This window comes from Fictibacillus nanhaiensis (assembly GCF_042686385.1).
Lineage (GTDB): Bacteria > Bacillota > Bacilli > Bacillales > Fictibacillaceae > Fictibacillus > Fictibacillus nanhaiensis.
This window is the reverse complement of sequence record NZ_JBHUPF010000012.1, coordinates 1-18,309: the sequence shown is the minus strand read 5'-3', so window position 1 is coordinate 18,309 and position 18,309 is coordinate 1. Positions and strand designations below refer to the sequence as shown.

General features: G+C 41.6%; 18 protein-coding genes, 1 tRNA gene, 1 other RNA gene, 1 riboswitch and 1 other annotated feature. Of the genes, 4 read left to right on the top strand and 16 right to left on the bottom strand.

The genetic code is table 11. From position 1 onward, the window contains the following. Positions 1-375: 375 nt before the first annotated feature. The 7 genes from ACFS5O_RS19480 to tadA all read right to left on the bottom strand — a co-directional run bounded on the left by ACFS5O_RS19480 (position 376) and on the right by tadA (position 4,566). Positions 376-642 (bottom strand): pro-sigmaK processing inhibitor BofA family protein, encoded by a 267-nt coding sequence (locus ACFS5O_RS19480; RefSeq protein WP_066390460.1) that lies wholly within the window; start codon positions 640-642, stop codon positions 376-378. Positions 643-717: 75 nt separating this feature from the next. Then, positions 718-942 carry a YaaL family protein gene (locus ACFS5O_RS19475; RefSeq protein ID WP_066390458.1) on the bottom strand — a complete coding sequence of 75 codons (225 nt, stop codon included), beginning with the start codon at positions 940-942 and terminating at the stop codon, positions 718-720. Positions 943-959: 17 nt separating this feature from the next. Beyond that, entirely contained in the window at positions 960-1,556 is a 597-nt protein-coding gene (gene recR / locus ACFS5O_RS19470; protein WP_066242586.1) for a recombination mediator RecR, read from the bottom strand. A 9-nt stretch (positions 1,557-1,565) separates the two neighbouring features. Further along, positions 1,566-1,883: a YbaB/EbfC family nucleoid-associated protein gene (locus ACFS5O_RS19465; RefSeq protein WP_379839693.1), complete on the bottom strand. Its 318-nt coding sequence runs from the start codon at positions 1,881-1,883 to the stop codon at positions 1,566-1,568. Positions 1,884-1,899: 16 nt separating this feature from the next. Further along, a complete protein-coding gene (gene dnaX / locus ACFS5O_RS19460) occupies positions 1,900-3,609 on the bottom strand; it encodes a DNA polymerase III subunit gamma/tau (protein ID WP_205724077.1) in 1,710 nt (569 codons plus the stop codon). A 105-nt stretch (positions 3,610-3,714) separates the two neighbouring features. Continuing rightward, positions 3,715-3,979: signal recognition particle sRNA large type (gene ffs, locus ACFS5O_RS19455), an RNA gene on the bottom strand. Between the two features lie 86 nt (positions 3,980-4,065). Next, positions 4,066-4,566 carry a tRNA adenosine(34) deaminase TadA gene (tadA, locus tag ACFS5O_RS19450; RefSeq protein ID WP_205724078.1) on the bottom strand — a complete coding sequence of 167 codons (501 nt, stop codon included), beginning with the start codon at positions 4,564-4,566 and terminating at the stop codon, positions 4,066-4,068. Positions 4,567-4,723: 157 nt separating this feature from the next. On the opposite strand from tadA, the gene ACFS5O_RS19445 reads away from it, so the two are divergent. The 3 genes from ACFS5O_RS19445 (at position 4,724) to ACFS5O_RS19435 (ending at position 6,761) form a co-directional block, all read left to right on the top strand. Further along, on the top strand, positions 4,724-5,338 hold the full coding sequence (locus ACFS5O_RS19445; protein WP_205724079.1) for a cysteine hydrolase family protein: 615 nt from the start codon (positions 4,724-4,726) through the stop codon (positions 5,336-5,338). A 116-nt stretch (positions 5,339-5,454) separates the two neighbouring features. After that, complete coding sequence (locus ACFS5O_RS19440; RefSeq protein ID WP_066390445.1) at positions 5,455-6,096, top strand: deoxynucleoside kinase; 642 nt, start codon at positions 5,455-5,457, stop codon at positions 6,094-6,096. Then, the gene (locus ACFS5O_RS19435) at positions 6,093-6,761 is read left to right on the top strand and encodes a deoxynucleoside kinase (RefSeq protein WP_066390443.1); all 669 of its coding nucleotides are present in this window, start codon (positions 6,093-6,095) and stop codon (positions 6,759-6,761) included. The genes ACFS5O_RS19440 and ACFS5O_RS19435 overlap by 4 nt, the downstream gene beginning before the upstream one ends. 52 nt (positions 6,762-6,813) lie before the next feature. On the opposite strand, the gene ACFS5O_RS19430 is transcribed toward ACFS5O_RS19435, so the two are convergent. From ACFS5O_RS19430 to guaB, 9 genes are all read right to left on the bottom strand, one after another. Next, positions 6,814-7,629, bottom strand: coding sequence for a MetQ/NlpA family ABC transporter substrate-binding protein (locus tag ACFS5O_RS19430; protein ID WP_153236467.1), 816 nt, complete (start codon positions 7,627-7,629; stop codon positions 6,814-6,816). Between the two features lie 252 nt (positions 7,630-7,881). Continuing rightward, on the bottom strand, positions 7,882-8,544 hold the full coding sequence (locus ACFS5O_RS19425; RefSeq protein WP_066390439.1) for a methionine ABC transporter permease: 663 nt from the start codon (positions 8,542-8,544) through the stop codon (positions 7,882-7,884). Continuing rightward, positions 8,537-9,550: a methionine ABC transporter ATP-binding protein gene (locus tag ACFS5O_RS19420; RefSeq protein ID WP_066390437.1), complete on the bottom strand. Its 1,014-nt coding sequence runs from the start codon at positions 9,548-9,550 to the stop codon at positions 8,537-8,539. Before ACFS5O_RS19420 ends, ACFS5O_RS19425 begins: the two co-directional genes overlap by 8 nt. Before the next feature lie 68 nt (positions 9,551-9,618). Then, positions 9,619-9,725, bottom strand: a riboswitch (SAM riboswitch). A gap of 217 nt (positions 9,726-9,942) precedes the next feature. Then, positions 9,943-10,035, bottom strand: a tRNA-Ser gene (locus ACFS5O_RS19415). A 343-nt stretch (positions 10,036-10,378) separates the two neighbouring features. After that, positions 10,379-11,653, bottom strand: coding sequence for a serine--tRNA ligase (serS, locus tag ACFS5O_RS19410; protein ID WP_205724080.1), 1,275 nt, complete (start codon positions 11,651-11,653; stop codon positions 10,379-10,381). Between the two features lie 238 nt (positions 11,654-11,891). Then, positions 11,892-12,107: a binding site (T-box leader), on the bottom strand. Positions 12,108-12,144: 37 nt separating this feature from the next. Next, positions 12,145-12,729: a pyridoxal 5'-phosphate synthase glutaminase subunit PdxT gene (gene pdxT, locus ACFS5O_RS19405; RefSeq protein ID WP_205724081.1), complete on the bottom strand. Its 585-nt coding sequence runs from the start codon at positions 12,727-12,729 to the stop codon at positions 12,145-12,147. Between the two features lie 4 nt (positions 12,730-12,733). Further along, positions 12,734-13,618 carry a pyridoxal 5'-phosphate synthase lyase subunit PdxS gene (gene pdxS / locus ACFS5O_RS19400; RefSeq protein ID WP_066390422.1) on the bottom strand — a complete coding sequence of 295 codons (885 nt, stop codon included), beginning with the start codon at positions 13,616-13,618 and terminating at the stop codon, positions 12,734-12,736. Positions 13,619-13,791: 173 nt separating this feature from the next. Next, the gene (locus ACFS5O_RS19395) at positions 13,792-15,102 is read right to left on the bottom strand and encodes a D-alanyl-D-alanine carboxypeptidase family protein (RefSeq protein ID WP_066399579.1); all 1,311 of its coding nucleotides are present in this window, start codon (positions 15,100-15,102) and stop codon (positions 13,792-13,794) included. A gap of 128 nt (positions 15,103-15,230) precedes the next feature. Beyond that, positions 15,231-16,688 carry an IMP dehydrogenase gene (gene guaB, locus ACFS5O_RS19390; RefSeq protein WP_066390420.1) on the bottom strand — a complete coding sequence of 486 codons (1,458 nt, stop codon included), beginning with the start codon at positions 16,686-16,688 and terminating at the stop codon, positions 15,231-15,233. Between the two features lie 134 nt (positions 16,689-16,822). Here guaB and ACFS5O_RS19385 point away from each other — a divergent pair, with 134 nt between their 5' ends. Continuing rightward, positions 16,823-17,800 carry a YaaC family protein gene (locus ACFS5O_RS19385; protein WP_205724082.1) on the top strand — a complete coding sequence of 326 codons (978 nt, stop codon included), beginning with the start codon at positions 16,823-16,825 and terminating at the stop codon, positions 17,798-17,800. Positions 17,801-18,309: the final 509 nt, after the last annotated feature.

The following is an 18,309-nucleotide window of genomic DNA, read 5'->3' as shown; positions in this document are numbered from 1 at the left end:
GCCGCCAGCGTTCATCCTGAGCCAGGATCAAACTCTCCATAAAAGTGTTTGTCTTGCTCGATTTTAAAACTGACGGAATTAATTCTTAATTCCTTACCTATTTCTTTTGTTCAGTTTTCAAAGAACTTTTTTGTTAGCCGCTCGTTTTAGCGACTTTATTAGGATAACATCTTTATAATAAGAAGTCAACCGTTTTTTAAAATTTGTTTCCCGCCTGCAACAATGTTTCATGTGTTGCGGCGACAAGAACTAATATATCACGTATGGTGAATGAAGGTCAATAGTTATTTTGAAATTACTTTAAATAAATGAAAAAAGGTATAGAAAGCTTATAATCGCTCTCTACACCTTCTCTTAAACGTACATTTGAATCCCTTAGTTCAAGATAAAGAATTCAATAGCTACTAGTGAAGCTATGCCGGGTAATCCAGCGATTCCTGAGATCAGCGCCGTAAACGCATTAATCGGAATATGAATATCATATGAGTTTCCGATCGCATTTAATAAGAATAGCAACAGTGCACCAATACAAAAACGTGTAATACCGAATCCGATCCAGCGTATCGGCCTCATTGGAGCACCTACTAGAAGCAGGACAAAGATGATAGTTCCAAGAATAGCGATTACCGTTATTGGCTCCATTCTCGATTCCTCCTATACAACATCCAAGTTATTACTAGTCATTGTATGGGAGTTGTCCAAAAAAAAGACCAGCAGTTATTTTAACTTGCTGGTCGTCACGTTTCTTTTTTTCGCTTCTTTTAATAAGAAGAAGTATTTTGATTCTGCTAGTTGAAGCTTAAAGATAACCTCTTCAGATGGTTCTACACTGCGTTCCACCATTTCTTTTTGATGCATCCAGTCTATCTTTAGCTCATCAAGACTTTGAAGCAGCTCTTCATCTCCGGATCGCTTCAATCGCCCTTTTCGGGAAAAAAACATGCAAGCAACCCCTTTAGTTAGATTTCTCTTCTTCCTTCAAGCGCTTTGGAAAGCGTTACTTCATCCGCATACTCCAAGTCTCCGCCTACAGGCAGTCCATGGGCAATACGAGTAATCTTGATACCCGTCGGTTTTAGAAGTCTTGCGATATACATGGCAGTGGCTTCTCCTTCGATGTTCGGATCTGTAGCCATGATAATTTCTTGAATCCCTTCATCTGTTAGGCGCTTCAACAGTTCTGCGACTTTAATATCCTCTGGTCCTACACCATCCATGGGTGAGATCGCCCCGTGAAGGACATGATAGAGTCCGCGGTACTCTTTCATTTTTTCCATCGCAATAACATCCTTGGAATCATGAACAACACAGATCGTCGTTCGGTCTCTGCTTGAATCATCGCAGATCATACAAGGATCACGGTCAGTAATATGAAAGCAGTTGGAACAATAGATAAGCTGACGTTTCGCGTTAACGAGTGCTCGTCCAAAATCGAGCACGTCATCTTCTTTCATTTCCAATACGAAAAATGCCAGGCGAACCGCCGTTTTCGGTCCGATGCCCGGCAATTTCATAAAGCTTTCAATCAGCTTTGAGATCGGTTCAGGATAATGCATAGCATATTCCTAGAACATTCCAGGAATGTTAAGTCCTTTTGTGAATTTGCCCATGTCTTGTGATACGAGTTCGTCCACTTTCTTAAGTGCATCGTTCGTAGCTGCTAGCACAAGGTCTTGAAGCATGTCGATATCATCTGGATCTACTACTTCTTCTTTAATGATAATGTCGATGATCTCTTTGTGACCATTCGCTTTAACGGTAACCATACCGCCGCCAGCTGAACCTTCGATCACTTTATCTTTTAGTTCCTCTTGAGCTTTTGCCATGTCACGCTGCATTTTTTGCATTTGCTTCATCATATTGTTCATGTTGCCTTTCATCATCGTACAATTCCTCCTTTTAATCTTCCTCTTCTTTTATCTCAATTAAATCATCGCCAACCAATTTGATCGCCTCTGCGATGAGAGGGTCTTCTGTTTTTTCTTTTTCTTCAGAAGATGGTTGGCCTTGCTGTTGTTCTTTAATGAAGTCAGCTTTTAGTTTCTGCCATTCTGGATCCAACATGGATAGCATGGACAGGTTCTTTCCTATTGTACTATAAACTGCGCTTTCTACATAGCTCCTGTTGTTCTCTTGAGATGCCATTTGACGGTGGATTTCATGCTGAAATGAAAGCAAAAAGATTTGATCTGAACAAGCTACCGGCTCTGCACCTGAGAGAAGGGCATAGGCACTCACTTTTTCAGAACGGATCTTATCTAAGATCTCTCCCCACATTCCCTTAAGCTGAACAAGGTTTGGTTTTTTTGCTTTTTTGAGCATCTCTTTTACTTGTGTTTGTGATGCGCCACCTTGTCCTCTGATTACTCTTTTTTCTCTTGGAGCTTCCGCTTCCGTCTGGGAGGATGGTCCGTTAGATGACCAGCCGCTTTCTTTCATCTTTTTAAGTTCTTGTTCTAATTGCTCAATTCTTTGCATTAACGGTTCAACAGAAGGATTCCCCGCTTGCGACGAGATCCCTTCTTGCTTTTGGTAACAAATCTTGATGAAGGTTGTCTCTAAGAAAATCTTAGGATGGTTCGTCCATTTCATCTCTTGTTGTGCAGCATTTAACTGACCGATGATCGCATAGATGTCTTCTGCAGCTGTAGCATCTGCCAATCGTGCAAAGTCTTCGTCTGTTGAGACACGTTCTAACAGCTCTTCTAATTGAGGTGCCGTTTTGTATAGAAGCATATCTCTATAATAGTAGATAAGGTCTCCTAAAAACCGAACAGGATCTTTTCCTTGATGTAATAGTTCTGTCGATAAAGTAAGAGCTTTTGATACATCTTTTTCTAAAAAGGCTTCTGCCATCTCGGAAAGATGCTTTTGTGAGGCAGAGCCGGTTACCGACAAAACATCCTCTACTCTTACTTTCTCATCACTATAGGAGATCGCTTGGTCGAGGAGACTTAACGCATCACGCATTCCACCTTCAGCTGCTCTTGCTAGCAGTTGAAGAGCTTCTTCATCAACTTCGGTACCGTTAGCGTCGACGATCTGCCTCATTCGTCCGATGATCGATTGTGAAGATATCCGCTTGAAATCAAACCGTTGACATCGTGAAACGATCGTTGCCGGAATTTTATGCGGCTCGGTCGTTGCCAGAATAAAAATAACATGGCTTGGCGGTTCTTCTAAAGTTTTTAATAACGCATTAAACGCACCAGTTGAAAGCATATGTACTTCATCTATGATATAGACTTTGTACGTAACAGAGGACGGCGCAAATTTCACTTTGTCCCGGATATCCCTTATATCATCCACACCTGTATTAGACGCGGCATCGATCTCTAGCACATCAGATATCGAACCGTTCGTGATCCCTCTACAAGCGTCACATTCGTTACATGGCTCAGAAACTGGAGCCCGTTCACAGTTAACAGCTTTGGCGATAATCTTCGCCGCACTTGTTTTACCCGTTCCTCTTGGTCCTGAAAACAGGTAGGCATGGGAAAGCTTGTCCTGCATCAAGGCATTTTGAATCGTTTTTGTAATGTGTTCCTGCCCGACCATATCTTCAAAGCTCTGTGGCCTCCATACGCGGTAGAGCGCTTGATAACTCATCCCTTTGCCTCCTTTAATTCACTTCATTCTTTCTATATTATACTGAAACATTACAAAAAACTCACCCCTGAAACAAGGGTGAGTTATTGTTTATATATTAGAATGCCGCGCACCTCTCTTTGGAATAGTCAACCTATGCGTACAAACGCAGTTAGCTCAGTCCAGGTTGCCCCACGGCACACGAAGTGGTCCACTTACTGCTGCTTCCTTCCGGACCTGACAGGGTTCATGGGTCTCCGTTGCGCAGGACCCGGACATCAACACCACTTACGTCCGTCAGACCATACGTTGAACTAGCCGAGGAGAGGAATTCAACCTCGCTACAGCGGATTGCGAGTACAGGGCACCGCTACCTCCCCATCTAGCGCGACAAAGTGTATAACATTGTTAGATGCACAACTAAATGTGCAAGATTTAGTATACTATGTCCTTTTAAAAAAATCAACCGCAGGAGCACTAAAGCTCCTTTCTACGCTCTTCCTTTTCCTTCCTTTTACGATCGCGAAGTTTCTTGAAAAAGCTTGAAAGAATTTCACCGCACTCTTCACCTTTGACACCCGCTACAATCTCACATTGGTGGTTAAACCGCTCTTCTTGTAAAAGGTTCATTAACGTTCCAGCGCAGCCTCCTTTAGGATCTGCCGCTCCGTACACTACACGGCTTACTCTTGAGAGGACAATCGCACCCGAACACATCGCACATGGTTCTAGTGTTACGTATAATGTTGCGCCTTCAAGTCGCCAAGCTTCCTTTTCTCTACAAGCCTGATCAATGGCTAAGAGCTCTGCATGAGCGATCGCTCTTTGTTCGGCTTCACGCAGATTATGAGCTCTTGCGACAATTTCATCCTCTATTACTAGAATAGCTCCAATCGGTACCTCGCCGATATCTGCTGCTTTTTGTGCTTCTTGTAGAGCAAGCTCCATGTAATATTCGTCTTTTTCTAAGATCTCCATACTTTTTCGCTCCAAAGTTTTAGTTGTAAGAAATTATACAAGAGGTTTTGCTAATAATAAAGAAAGGAATGGTTGTATAGACCAAAATCGTTACTTCTTTTATATAGATGAAATTAACTTACTAATAAAAGAACTTAAACGAAAGAGAGGATTCGTTATGGAAAAACAACATCCGCACGGAAACGATAAAATACCGGTCGCACTGCTTATTATTGACGTGATCAACGACTTTAATTTTCCCGAAGCGCCACTTTTGTTAAAAACGTCTGCACCGATTGCCGATAAAATTTATGATCTGAAAAAGCGAGCAAAAAATGAAAAGATTCCTGTTATTTATGTAAATGATAACTTTGGACAATGGCAATCAGATAAACACAAGCTTGTTGATTATTGCTCCACACAATCCGGTGGTGATTTCGTAAAAAGATTGCAGCCAGATGATGATGATTTCTTTGTCGTCAAACCAAAGCATTCTGGATTTTTCTCAACACCCTTATCTACTTTATTAAATGAGCTTGGTATCCAAACTTTAATCCTTTGCGGTGTAGCAGGTAATATATGTGTTCTCTTTACAGCAAACGATGCTTATATGAGAGGTTTTACACTTTATGCACCAGCTGATTGTTCCGCGTCTAATATAGAAGAAGATAACGAAAGAGCCTTAATTTTAATGGAAAAGACATTGAATGCTGATATCAGTAAGAGTGAAGACTTAAATTTAAGAGCAATCATCGATCAGGCAAATGAAAACAAACATAAAACGATGTATTAAATCGCATATTTACCATTAACTTTTTACCGATAATCTCACCACCTTTTCCAAACGTATGCTACAATATTCTTTGTCTGTAATTTTTCGTTTGTTATTTATAAGGGAGGAAAAGGAAGATGAGTTCAACCCCCTTTATCGCAGTTGAAGGGCCGATTGGCGTAGGGAAAACATCGCTCGCAAAAGCTATTGCTGAGCACTATAACTTTCAATTATTGAAAGAGATTGTAGAGGAGAATCCTTTTCTCGGAAAATTTTACGACAACATCGATGAGTGGAGTTTTCAAACCGAGATGTTCTTTCTTTGCAACAGGTATAAACAGCTTGAAGAGATTCAAGGACAGTATCTATCTAAACAGATTCCTGTCGTTTCTGATTATCATATCTTTAAGAACCGTATTTTTGCGGGTCGAACGCTAAAAGACGGTAATCTTCATAAATACATGCAGTGCTTTGACATCCTTACTGAGGATATGCCTGTACCGAACGTGATCATCTATTTAAACGCTAGCCTCGATACGTTGCTGGACCGCGTGCGTAAGCGTGGACGTTTTATCGAGCAAAATATGGAGCCTGCGTACTTAGAACAGTTAGCTGAGGATTACGAGACGTTCATGACTGCCTTTAAAAAGCAGCACCCCGAAATTCCTGTACTCTCTTTTAACGGAGATGACTTAGATTTTGTTGCGTATGAAGCGGATAAAGAAAAGATCTTTTCCCTAATTGATGCAACTCTTAAAAAAGGAGAAGTTGCGCGATGAGTAAACTCATACAATACGGAATCCCAAACGATGCTGTCATTACAGTGGCAGGTATGGTAGGTGCGGGGAAATCTACATTTACGAATGCACTTGCAGAAAAACTAAAGTTTCGTACATCCATGGAAAAAGTGGATAACAACCCATACTTAGAAAACTTTTATCATGATTTTAAGCGTTGGAGCTTCCACCTGCAGATTTTCTTTTTAGCAGAACGCTTCAAAGAGCAAAAAAGAATGTTCGACTATGGCGGAGGATTTGTGCAAGATCGATCGATCTATGAAGACACGGGTATATTCGCTCGTATGCACTTTGATAAAGGCAACATGTCTGATGTAGATTACGAAACGTATACTCACCTGTTTGAAGCCATGGTCATGACACCATACTTCCCGCAGCCTGATTGCTTGATATACTTAGAAGGCTCTCTTGATGATATCTTAGCTCGTATCCAGAAACGCGGACGTAAGATGGAGCAAGAAACACCGGTCTCTTATTGGGAAGAGATGTACGATCGCTATGAAAAGTGGATCGCTTCTTTCAATTCTTGCCCTGTGCTTCGTGTGAACATCAATGATTACGATCTTCGCGATAATCCAGAGTCCATCGATCATATCGTAGAAAAGATCGCACAAAAGATTGAGGCGAAACGAGAAGTTCGCTTATAAACATAAAAAACCCCGGTTCTCATCCTTATGAGCTCCGGGGTTTTATTTTAATTTATTTCTTCATCCATTCTGGTTTTCCGAAGCCTTCGAATTCCTTATCGATCACTTCTTCAAACTCCTTCGATTCCACTACCTTCTTAATATCTTTGGCAAATGCAGAATCTACATCCTTCGTGTTCACCACAACACGGTTACGGTATGTGTCCGGCATGTTCTCTAGTTGAATCGCATCCAATAAGTCCATCTTTGCTGCGAGTGCAAAGTTACCAGGTACAGCTGCAACATCTGCACTTTGAACAGCACGTGGAAGCTGTGCCGCTTCTAATGGTTTGAACACGAGTTTCTTCGGATTGTCTTTCACATCTTTTTCAGATGCTGTTAGTTCGTTGATTCCTTCTTTGATGGTGATCAGTTTTGCATCTTCAAGCATGAGCAACGTGCGCGCTAAGTTGACCGGATCGTTCGGAATAGCGACAGTGCTGCCTTCTTTTATGTCCTTAACTGATTTGAATTTCTCAGAATAGAGGCCCATCGGTGCTGTTGGAACGATGATGACTTCTGACAGCTTTAAGTTCTTTTCTTTTGCGAAATTCTCCATGTACACTTTGTGCTGAAAAAGGTTAGCGTCTAGATCGCCTTTTGATAATGCCATGTTGGGTTGAATATAATCGCTGAATTCAATGACTTTTACTTTGTATCCTTTTTTCTCTAGTGAGGGTTTGATCGCTTTGTTGACCATGTCTGTGTATGGTCCTGCTGTTGCGCCTAATGTTACTTCTTTTTCTTTTGACGCATCTGATGAAGATGAGCATCCTGCTAAGCCAAAAGCGAGCAGAGCTGTTAGTAGTGTAAGTATGATTTTTTTCATGATGATCCCCTTTTTAAAATTGTTTTTGCAAATACATGATGTTTTTGTGAGTGGTTGATTTACGTTCCAGATGCTCCCTTTCCGGGGGGCGTGCGGTGAGCCTCCCTAGCGCTTTGCGCTGGCGGGGTCTCACCTGTCCCCCTGATCCCCCAGGAGTCTCGCATCTTACACTCCAATCAACTTGCCCTTGAAGTCTTTTAAACCTAAACCTTTAAAGATGAATCTTTTCTCGTCTACCCTTTAGAAAAAAAATTATCTTTTATTTACAGCCTTTGCTGCACCGTCTCCGATGACTTGCATGAGCTGGACGATTACGATTAGTAGTATGACGGTTGTTAGCATGATCGTGTTGTCATAGCGATAGTAACCGAAGCGGATGGCGAAATCGCCGATTCCTCCTCCGCCGACGATGCCGGCCATGGCTGAATAGCCTAGCAAGCTGATGGCTGTGACTGTTATCGCTTGAACGATTCCTGGCTTCGCTTCTGGTAGAAGCACTTCACGGATGATCATCCATGGCGTAGCGCCTACTGCAACGGCCGCTTCAATCACGCCTTTATCGATCTCTCGTAATGACGTTTCTACGAGCCTTGCAAAGAATGGTATGGCTGCGACAGACAGTGAGACAGATGCTGCTGTTGGTCCGATCGTCGTTCCTGTGATCAGCTGAGTTAACGGTAATAAAGCGACTAATAAAATGATGAATGGCACAGAGCGGATCAAGTTCACAAGAATGCCCGCGATCTGTTTGATCCACGCATTCTCAAACAACAATCCTTTGTCGGTTATAAATAGGATGATTCCAAGCGGTAGGCCAACCACTAATGATACACCGAGTGATATAGCGACCATATATAGCGTTTCAAAGAATGCCTTATTCAGGTCTGGAAGGATGTTTAAAATAGAATCAAGCAACTTGTTTCACCACCTCAAGATTTTCTATGCGACTCTCAATATACGAGATCGCTCGCTTCACTTCAGCTTCTTCACCAACAAGTTCCATGATGAAGATACCAAGCGGTGTTTCCTGAATGTATTCGATCTTACCGTGAAGGATATTCCCTTTTACACGATAGTTTTGGAAAAGCTCAGAAACTACAGCTTCTTCTGCAATGGCTCCTTTAAACTGAATCTTGATCACTGTTCCTTTTCTGTTCTTAAGAAGAGGTTCTGGTAGATCCATCTGGATAACAGAGCTGATGAACGTTTTTGTGAGCTCTTTTTCTGGATTAGCAAATATGTTATACACATCACCCGACTCGATGATCTCTCCGTCCTGCATGATCGCCATTCGGTGGCAGATCTCTTTTACTACTTCCATCTCATGCGTAATCAGCACGATCGTAATGCCTAACTTTTTATTGATGGACTTTAGCAAGGAAAGAATCGATTTCGTCGTGTTCGGATCAAGAGCTGAAGTCGCTTCATCACAAAGCAATACCTTCGGATCGTTCGCAAGAGCTCTCGCAATACCAACACGCTGTTTCTGGCCACCACTCAGCTGTGAAGGGTACTGATCTTTTTGCTCCTCTAATCCCACCATTTTTAAAAGCTCATTTGTTTTCTCGTTGATTTCTTCTTTCGTTTTTCCTGCTGCTTTTAAAGCGAATGCGATGTTCTCAAAAACGGTCTTCGCACTGATCAAATAAAAATGCTGAAAGATCATGCCGATCTTCAGACGCTCCTCGCGCAACTCCTTTTTACCTAGTTTCGTAATCGGGATTCCATCAATTCTGATTTCTCCTGATGTTGGTTTTTCTAATAAGTTCAGACAGCGCAACAACGAACTCTTTCCAGCCCCGCTATATCCGACAATGCCAAAGATTTCGCCTTTATCGATCGTCAGTGAAACATTCTTTACCCCGACGATCTCTTTACCTTTTACTTTATATATTTTCGTAACGTCCTTGATTTTGATCATATGTCCTCCCCCTTACCATATAAAAAAGCCCTCTTCATTCCATGGAAGAGGGCGAATAAGTAAACATCGACTTATCTTCCAGAATGACTCACCATTCTGCAGGAAGTAGCACCGTTCCATTATGGAGGTTGCCGGACGTCATAGGGCCTGATCCCTCGGTCTCTCTGAATAAGCATTGCATTATTGAATTAAGTTATAGTTGTCATCATACGCCCTGTCTAAAAGTTCTGTCAATACTAAATTTTATTACTTTAAAGTGTTAGCGCTTACATACAATGAATGGTTAAAATACTTTAGGGTTTTCTATCGGTGTTTTTGAAAGTTTTTGAAAAAGAAAAAAACAACAACAAAAAACCTCATCTGAGTAACTCAGATGAGGTTGAATATGTATATGGAGGAGGTAGAGGGATTCGAACCCCCGCGGGTCGTTAAACCCCTGTCGGTTTTCAAGACCGATCCCTTCAGCCGGACTTGGGTATACCTCCGTGTGACTGACAAGAACTATAATAACATGCTGTTAAATAAAGTGTCAACGGTTTTCAAAAACTTTTTTAATTTTTTATATGAAAGTTTGTTTGTCTTTTTTGTAGGTACGATTTTACGGTACGTGTTCTTATATTTATTACACGTTCACCGCTAAAACTGTGTTTTCCACCTGAAACCTAAAGTTTTTCACCTATAAATCCTACTTTATCACCGGTAATCACCATCTTACCACCTGAAATCTTCTTACCACCACCGATACTAATACTTTTACACCCCAAAACATATAAAAGCTGACTCTAAAGGTCCTTTTGGAACCATTTTTGAGTCAGCTTCTTCATTTGTTTACTTAATTACTTCTTTGTTGCCCATATAAGGACGCAGAACTTCTGGAATGACAACAGTACCATCTTCTTGTTGGTAGTTCTCTAAGATAGCGGCTACTGTACGACCGATCGCAAGTCCAGATCCATTTAGCGTGTGTACGAATTCTGGCTTCCCTTTTGCATCACGACGGAAACGAATTTGTGCACGGCGCGCTTGGAAATCTTCAAAGTTAGAGCAAGAAGAAATCTCGCGGTACTCACCGTAGCTTGGAAGGTATACTTCAATATCATATTTCTTCGCTGCTGTGAAGCCTAGATCAGCTGTACACATGCTCAGCAAGCGGTAAGGAAGGTTGAGTAACTGAAGTACTTTTTCAGCGTGTCCTGTAAGCTTCTCGAGCTCCTCATAAGAATCCTCAGGTTTAACGAAGCGAACAAGTTCTACTTTGTTAAACTGATGCTGACGGATCAATCCTCGCGTGTCGCGTCCTGCAGATCCCGCTTCAGAACGGAAACAAGCGCTGTACGCTGCATACGTGATCGGAAGTTCATCAGCTGTTAGAATCTCTTCTCGGTGCATGTTCGTTACAGGAACTTCAGAAGTTGGAATCAAGAAATAGTCTTCTTCGCGAATTTTGAACGCGTCTTCTTCAAACTTTGGAAGTTGACCTGTGCCTGTCATGCTTTGACGGTTAACCATGTATGGAGGTAGCACCTCTGTATAGCCATGCTCATCTTCGTGCAGATCCATCATGAAGTTAATAAGAGCACGCTCAAGGCGAGCACCTAAACCTTTATAAAAAGCGAAACGGCTGCCTGTCACTTTTGCTCCACGTTCAAAATCAACGATGTTCAGATCAGTCGCGATATCCCAGTGAGGTTTTGCTTCAAAAGCAAATTCAGGAACATCTCCCCAGTGACGTACAGGTACGTTATCGTCTTCTGTCTCACCGACAGGAACACTTTCATGCGGTATGTTAGGTAACGTCAGCATGATAGCGTGAAGGTCTTCTTCTACTTGACGAAGCTCATCGTCCATCGTCTTAATCTTATCCCCTACTTCACGCATCTCTGTGATGAGGTGATCAGCATCTTTTTTCTCACGCTTGAACTCTGCTACTTGTTTAGATACTTCATTACGCTTAGATTTTAGTGCTTCCGTTTCACCGATTAACTCACGGCGGCGCTGATCTAATGCTTCGAACTTATCTAAACCAGAGAGGTCTTCTCCACGTGCAGATAACTTTTCTTTTACTTCTTCAAAATTGGCACGAACAAATTTTAAGTCTAACATGTTTATGTCCTCCTTTAGTTTATAAAAAATCACGGTTTTCGCTTACATGGTCACTCATGTTAGTAGTTGATTTCCGCTCCAGATTGCTCGCTTTCCACGTGGCGTGCGGTGAGCCTCCTAGCGCTTGGCGCCATTAGGAGTCTCGCACCTTGCGCTCCAATCAAAATGCATGGAAGGGAATTAAAAGACAACATCAACATCAAAAAACTCCCGCCCGCTATCTCTAAAAAAAATTAGAAATAGGGACGAGAGTTAACCCGCGTTGCCACCCTAATTGCAATAGAATTTCTATTGCCGGCTCGATTACATGTAACGGTTCTTCACCGGAAAAGCTTACTGAACGTTCAGCTCTTCACTCGAGGATGGATTCACAAAACACTTTGATCGGTTTTCACCAGCCACCGACTCTCTAAACAAAGTAATTTTTGCTACTAGTTCCTGTCATTGATTTTTTATAATGATTTTATAGTAATGTACAGCATTTTTGTATTTTATGCAACTACTTCTTTCGCCGATTGTACCATTTTTACAAAATATTGATGAAGTCTGTAGTCGTCAGTTAGCTCTGGATGGAAGGCTGCACAGAGGAAATGTCCTTGTTTAGCCGCTACGATTCGATCATTATGCTTCGATAGAATCTCTACTTCTGGCCCGACTTCAACGATAAACGGTGCTCGAATAAATACGCCTGTATAATCTTCTCCTACACCATGGATCATGAGATCTGCTTCAAAACTGTCCACCTGGCGTCCGAACGCATTACGCTCAACTGTCATATCGATTAGTTCAAGGTGTGCTGAATCTTGTCCTTGGATGCGTTTCGCCATCAAGATCAATCCTGCACACGTACCGAAGACTGGTTTATTTTGAGCAAACTTCTTTAACGGTTCTAGAAAATCATATTTATCGATCAATCGTCTCATCGCTGTACTCTCGCCGCCTGGTATCACTAAACCATCTAAGTCTGATAGTTCATCGATACGCTTTACCGCTACGGCTTCTGCTCCGCTTGCTTCAATCGCTGCTACATGCTCCCGTACCGCACCTTGTAAGGCTAATACTCCGATTTTCAGCATGGATTTACCAGCCTCGCTCCTGCATACGCTCACCGTGAGCTAGCGTTGAGATGTCGATCCCTTTCATTGCAGTTCCGAGACCTTTAGATAGTTCAGCGATTAGTTTGTAGTCTTGGTAGTGAGTTGTCGCTTCAACGATCGCACGAGCAAACTTTTCTGGGTTCTCAGACTTGAAGATTCCTGATCCGACGAATACGCCGTCAGCGCCAAGTTCCATCATAAGCGCTGCATCTGCTGGTGTTGCGATTCCGCCTGCTGCAAAGTTAACGACAGGCAGCTTGCCCGCTTTTTTAATTTGAAGAAGAACTTCGAATGGTGCACCTAAGTTCTTAGCTTCTGTCATCAACTCATCTTCGCTCATAGCAACTACTTTGCGAATCTGACCTTGAATCATTCTCATGTGGCGTACCGCCTCAACGATGTTACCTGTACCAGGCTCACCTTTTGTACGAAGCATGGATGCACCTTCAGCGATACGGCGTGACGCTTCTCCAAGATCTCGTGCTCCGCATACGAAAGGAACTGTGTAATCGCTTTTCAATAAGTGGAAAACTTCATCCGCTGGAGTCAGTACTTCACTCTCATCGATATAGTCAACACCCATCGCTTCAAGAACACGCGCTTCAACGATATGTCCGATACGCGCCTTCGCCATTACGGGAATAGAAACAGCATTCAAAACTTCTTCTGTGATTGTAGGATCAGCCATACGCGCTACTCCACCTGCAGCACGAATATCTGAAGGAACACGCTCAAGTGCCATTACGGCTACCGCTCCTGCAGCTTCTGCTATACGAGCTTGCTCTGCGTTAACAACGTCCATGATGACGCCGCCTTTTTGCATTTCAGCCATTCCTCTTTTAACACGTTCAGTACCTGTTTTTAACATGCTTACTACCCCCTGAATTATATGTGTTATAACAACAATTTTCGGTTGTTTTAAGATAAAACTAGTATTCTCATCTATTTTATCGCAAATCAAAAAAAGCGCAAGCTCTCTATATTTTCAGAAAAAAAGAAGCTCCTCAGCAAATTGCTAAAGAACTTCTTGAAATCATACGATTAGAACCAGCCTTTAACCATGTCAACGGCACCAGACCAAAGTCCGCCAAAGAATCCGCCAACACCGCGTAAAGCAAGAACGAACCAGTTCGCTTTTTCAACGGATTGAGTCGTTACTACTTCTGTCTTACCTTTTGTTTCTCCATTGAGTAGGTAGCCATAGTCTTCGCCGCTGCCTGTATACTCAACATTGATATGACCGACAACTTCACCTTTTTTAACAGGAGCTGTCAGTTCGCCTTCTTTTGTCATCTTCTTCTTATCCATAACAAATTTAGGCTTGTAGTTTTCTTTCTCTCCTCTTTTGATCACCATAGAAAGAGGTTCTTTCGTAGCAACTTTCACTTCTTTTTCCTTACCTTTTACGACAGGAACTGTTTTGTTGCCTTTTACTTGATAGTTATCCGGTAAGATCTGCTCTTTTTCAAAGTTTGCAAATCCAAAATCAAATAGTTTCTTAGTTTCTTTAAATCGATCTAAACGAGTTCCTGTTTTCATAACAACTGAAATAAGGCGAGTATCTCCTTTTTTCACTGTCCCTGTAAAACAGTTACCTGCGATATCTGTAGATCCTGTTTTTAATCCGTCTACTCCCTCGTAGCCACTGTTAAGCTCAGGAAGCATCCAGTTCCAGTTCTCCATCTGAATTTCGTCATCTGTACCTTCACGGAATTTCAAGCGTGGAACACTTGCCGTTTCTAATACTTCTGGATGATCGTTAAGTAAGCTGAACGCTAGAATAGCAGTAGCACGAGGACTCATCATGTTCTCGTCTGTTTCACTGCCAGAATTATGATTACCAAACAAGTCTTTATTGTTAAGGCCTGTTGAGTTTACGAAGTTGAAATCTTTCATGCCAAGTTCTTTAGCTTTGGCATTCATCTTTTTAACGAACTCACCTTCAGAGCCCGCAATTAGTTCTGATAATGCGATCGTTGCTCCATTAGCAGAATAGATCGCCATCGCTTGGTATAACTCACGAACTGTATATTTTTCATCTACACGTAATGGTACGTTTGATAACGTTCGGTTTTGAGAAATCTTATGGGCATATTCAGAAATACTTGTTTTCTGATCCCAAGATATCTTTTTCTTGTCAATGGCTTCTAGTAATAGGTATTCGGTCATCATCTTACTCATACTTGCAGGAGCGAGTAACTTATCAGCATTTTTCTGATATAATATTTTCCCCGTTTCTGCATCCACAAGTATAGCCCCTTCAGCTGCTACATCTAGAGACGGTGCCGCACTTGCTGACTTAGAAAATCCTAATAAACTCGTCGTAAAAAATGAAAAAATCAGTGTCACCACTAAAAGTTGTTTTATCTTGCTGTTCAAAAAACTGCACCTCCAAACCCATTTACACACAAAAGTTATTGTACCATACACATTTTCAAAAAAATAGACAGAGGTTATACCTCTGTCCTAAAAATGTGTCTTTAGACTGAATAATTTGGTGCTTCTTTAGTAATTTGAACTTGGTGCGGATGACTTTCACGAAGTCCAGCACCCGTAATTTTTACAAAACGGGAATCATTTTGAAGCTCATCGATCGTTGCTGTTCCACAATAACCCATACCTGAACGGATACCGCCTACTAACTGATAGATCGTATCAGCCAATGGTCCTTTGTAAGGTAGTCGTCCTTCGATACCTTCTGGAACAAGCTTCTTATTATTTTCCTGGAAATAGCGGTCGCTGCTTCCTCGCTCCATCGCACCGACTGAACCCATACCGCGATACACTTTAAATTGACGTCCTTGGAAGATTTCACGCTCTCCTGGACTCTCAGATACACCAGCAAGCATACTGCCTAGCATAACAGCATGTCCGCCTGCTGCGATCGCTTTAACGATGTCTCCAGAGTATTTGATACCACCATCAGCGATGATTGGTACTCCATACTTCTTCGCTTCTGTAGCACAATCATAAACAGCCGTTACTTGTGGTACACCTACACCAGCAACAACACGTGTTGTACAGATCGAACCAGGTCCGATTCCTACTTTTACAACGCTTGCTCCTGCTTCGATCAGATCGCGAGTCGCCTCTGCCGTAGCAACGTTACCTGCAATGATTGTTAATTTCGGATATGCATCTCGTACTTCACGAACTTTTTGAAGAACTCCTTCAGAATGTCCATGAGCCGTGTCGATAACAATCGCATCTACACCTGCTTGTACTAACTTCTCTACACGAAGAAGCGCATCCTTCGTAACACCTACTGCAGCTCCTACTAACAAACGTCCTTGTGAGTCTTTTGCAGAGTTCGGGAACTCAATCACTTTTTCGATATCTTTAATGGTGATCAAGCCTTGTAGCGTACCTTCATCATCCACGAGTGGAAGCTTTTCGATCTTATATTGCTGAAGTGTTTTTTCAGCTTCTTTTAACGTAGTACCAACTGGTGCAGTCACTAAGTTTTCTTTCGTCATCACATCTGAGATTTTGATGGAATAGTCCTGAACAAAACGAAGATCACGGTTCGTTAGGATACCTACTAATTTTTTATCTGCATCAACGATCGGTACACCACTGATACGATATTTACCCATCAAATGTTCAGCGTCAAATACTTGATGCTCAGGTGTTAGGTAGAACGGGTCTGTGATTACGCCACTTTCAGAACGTTTAACACGGTCGATCTGTTCTGCTTGTTCTTCAATAGACATGTTCTTGTGTACAATTCCTAAACCGCCTTGTCGTGCCATTGCGATTGCCATGTTTGCTTCTGTTACTGTGTCCATACCAGCACTGATAATCGGAATGTTCAATTGAACCGTATCAGATAACCTCGTTTTAATTGAAACATCACCAGGTAAAACTGACGATTTTGCTGGAATTAATAACACGTCATCAAAGGTTAAACCTTCTTTTGCAAACTTATCTTGCCACATACCTTAACCACCCCTTCAAATTTATCTTCCTGAAAAATATTATTTGTAGATTATCAACTGGGTAAACTAGTGTCAAGGAATACAAAATATGTTCGATTTTTCAAATAATTTACGAAGAGAGGAATGACGGAGAAATGATGACGCAACATGACCCTTGGGCTTTATTCGATATGTTCTTTTCCTCTCAAAAATCGCAGCAATTCTTGAGTAAACAATATCATCAACTAAACATGGATGACAGCAACGGCAAAAGCTTTGATAATACATATGGGTTTATTTACTATATCGAGCATGGAAAGAAATATTATAAACTCGCTGATCAAGCTCCTGTAGAGCTAAAGCCTGTACTCCTCTTTTACGGGATGACTCAGCTTATGAAAGCATGCATACTCTGTAGTGATCCTGGCTATCCCGATTCAAGCGCCGTTCTTGCACACGGACTCTCTACACGAAAAAGAAAGAAAAGAAGTTACGAGTTTCTTTATGATGAAGTTAAAGTACAACGAACAGGTCTATTTAATCATTTTTGTGAAAAAGTGTTTCACATGAAACATATTGAAGGAGAAAAGTTTACGATGGCGTCTCTTCTCCAAACAGTGCCAGAATTAAGTTCATTGTTTAAGCAAATGAACGGTGAGGTCCACCTTGTTAAGATGCATAAGGAAAATGAGTCAATCTTTCATCTTCCCAAGCATATTAACAATCATCTACATATGTCGTTAGAACGATTTAGTGAATATATGAACAGTTTGTTTCCTTCGAAGTTTTCTTTCGTTTTGAGTGGTAGTGACGATGAGATGCAGCTTGTCTTTGAGGCGAAGGAATCCTTACGACCGTTTGATTGCTTTCCGTTATCGTATCATCTTCAAGATAAGACCTATTACCTGCCTGTAAACCGAGATCTTCTACAATCTCCTACGCTTAACGAATTTATGGTTCACTATGTGATTCTTTACAACTTAAGTATGTTAAGCAGATACGACACAGAATGGTGGAGCGAGCTTTTTCATACGTATTCATCAGAAGAATTACCCTATATCCAACAGTTCCTAAACATTACAGCTCAAAAGATTCCTTACCTTTTTGGTGTGATGCTGCAGATGAGGAATTGAGTGGCGGGTTTAGTTGTGAGGAATTGGCTGATAGTTGATAGGGTGTTAGTAATAGTGTGTCGGTGTCGAAAATTCGATAAATAATTTTATCCGTGAAATTATGATGCTTATCTGTGAATATATAGAGAATTACCATGAATAAAATCACGATTACCGTGAAATTATGTGGGGTTGGGTTGATGAGGAGAACTGATTAGTGGTTTTCAAGTGGAGATCAAGGGTGTTTTTTTGCGTTTTTGGCTTGGGTGATGGTTGATGGGAGGGCTTTTGGGATAATTTTTGGAGCTTTTGCTGAAGAATATCGCGTGTTGGAAGATGGCTGTGGCCATCTTCTTCCTGTTTTGAGGGTTTGAGATGAATTCGTAGATCAAACTGTTCTTTGAAGCATACGGTGTGGGGTGTCTCCTGGCCCTAATTAAGTCTGAATGAAAAAAATTAAGTCGAAACGAGTGCCAATTAAGTCGGAACGAGCCTCAATTAAGTCAAAAACCGAAAATAAAGGCCATTCG

Excerpts from the sequence above, each read along its gene's own strand:
- ACFS5O_RS19480 (WP_066390460.1), bottom strand. The coding sequence starts at position 642 with ATGGAGCCAATAACGGTAATCGCTATTCTTGGAACTATCATCTTTGTC.
- ACFS5O_RS19475 (WP_066390458.1), bottom strand. The coding sequence starts at position 942 with ATGTTTTTTTCCCGAAAAGGGCGATTGAAGCGATCCGGAGATGAAGAG.
- recR (WP_066242586.1), bottom strand. The coding sequence starts at position 1,556 with ATGCATTATCCTGAACCGATCTCAAAGCTGATTGAAAGCTTTATGAAA.
- ACFS5O_RS19465 (WP_379839693.1), bottom strand. The coding sequence starts at position 1,883 with ATGATGAAAGGCAACATGAACAATATGATGAAGCAAATGCAAAAAATG.
- dnaX (WP_205724077.1), bottom strand. The coding sequence starts at position 3,609 with ATGAGTTATCAAGCGCTCTACCGCGTATGGAGGCCACAGAGCTTTGAA.
- tadA (WP_205724078.1), bottom strand. The coding sequence starts at position 4,566 with ATGGAGATCTTAGAAAAAGACGAATATTACATGGAGCTTGCTCTACAA.
- ACFS5O_RS19445 (WP_205724079.1), top strand. The coding sequence starts at position 4,724 with ATGGAAAAACAACATCCGCACGGAAACGATAAAATACCGGTCGCACTG.
- ACFS5O_RS19440 (WP_066390445.1), top strand. The coding sequence starts at position 5,455 with ATGAGTTCAACCCCCTTTATCGCAGTTGAAGGGCCGATTGGCGTAGGG.
- ACFS5O_RS19435 (WP_066390443.1), top strand. The coding sequence starts at position 6,093 with ATGAGTAAACTCATACAATACGGAATCCCAAACGATGCTGTCATTACA.
- ACFS5O_RS19430 (WP_153236467.1), bottom strand. The coding sequence starts at position 7,629 with ATGAAAAAAATCATACTTACACTACTAACAGCTCTGCTCGCTTTTGGC.
- ACFS5O_RS19420 (WP_066390437.1), bottom strand. The coding sequence starts at position 9,550 with ATGATCAAAATCAAGGACGTTACGAAAATATATAAAGTAAAAGGTAAA.
- serS (WP_205724080.1), bottom strand. The coding sequence starts at position 11,653 with ATGTTAGACTTAAAATTTGTTCGTGCCAATTTTGAAGAAGTAAAAGAA.
- pdxT (WP_205724081.1), bottom strand. The coding sequence starts at position 12,729 with ATGCTGAAAATCGGAGTATTAGCCTTACAAGGTGCGGTACGGGAGCAT.
- pdxS (WP_066390422.1), bottom strand. The coding sequence starts at position 13,618 with ATGTTAAAAACAGGTACTGAACGTGTTAAAAGAGGAATGGCTGAAATG.
- guaB (WP_066390420.1), bottom strand. The coding sequence starts at position 16,688 with ATGTGGCAAGATAAGTTTGCAAAAGAAGGTTTAACCTTTGATGACGTG.
- ACFS5O_RS19385 (WP_205724082.1), top strand. The coding sequence starts at position 16,823 with ATGATGACGCAACATGACCCTTGGGCTTTATTCGATATGTTCTTTTCC.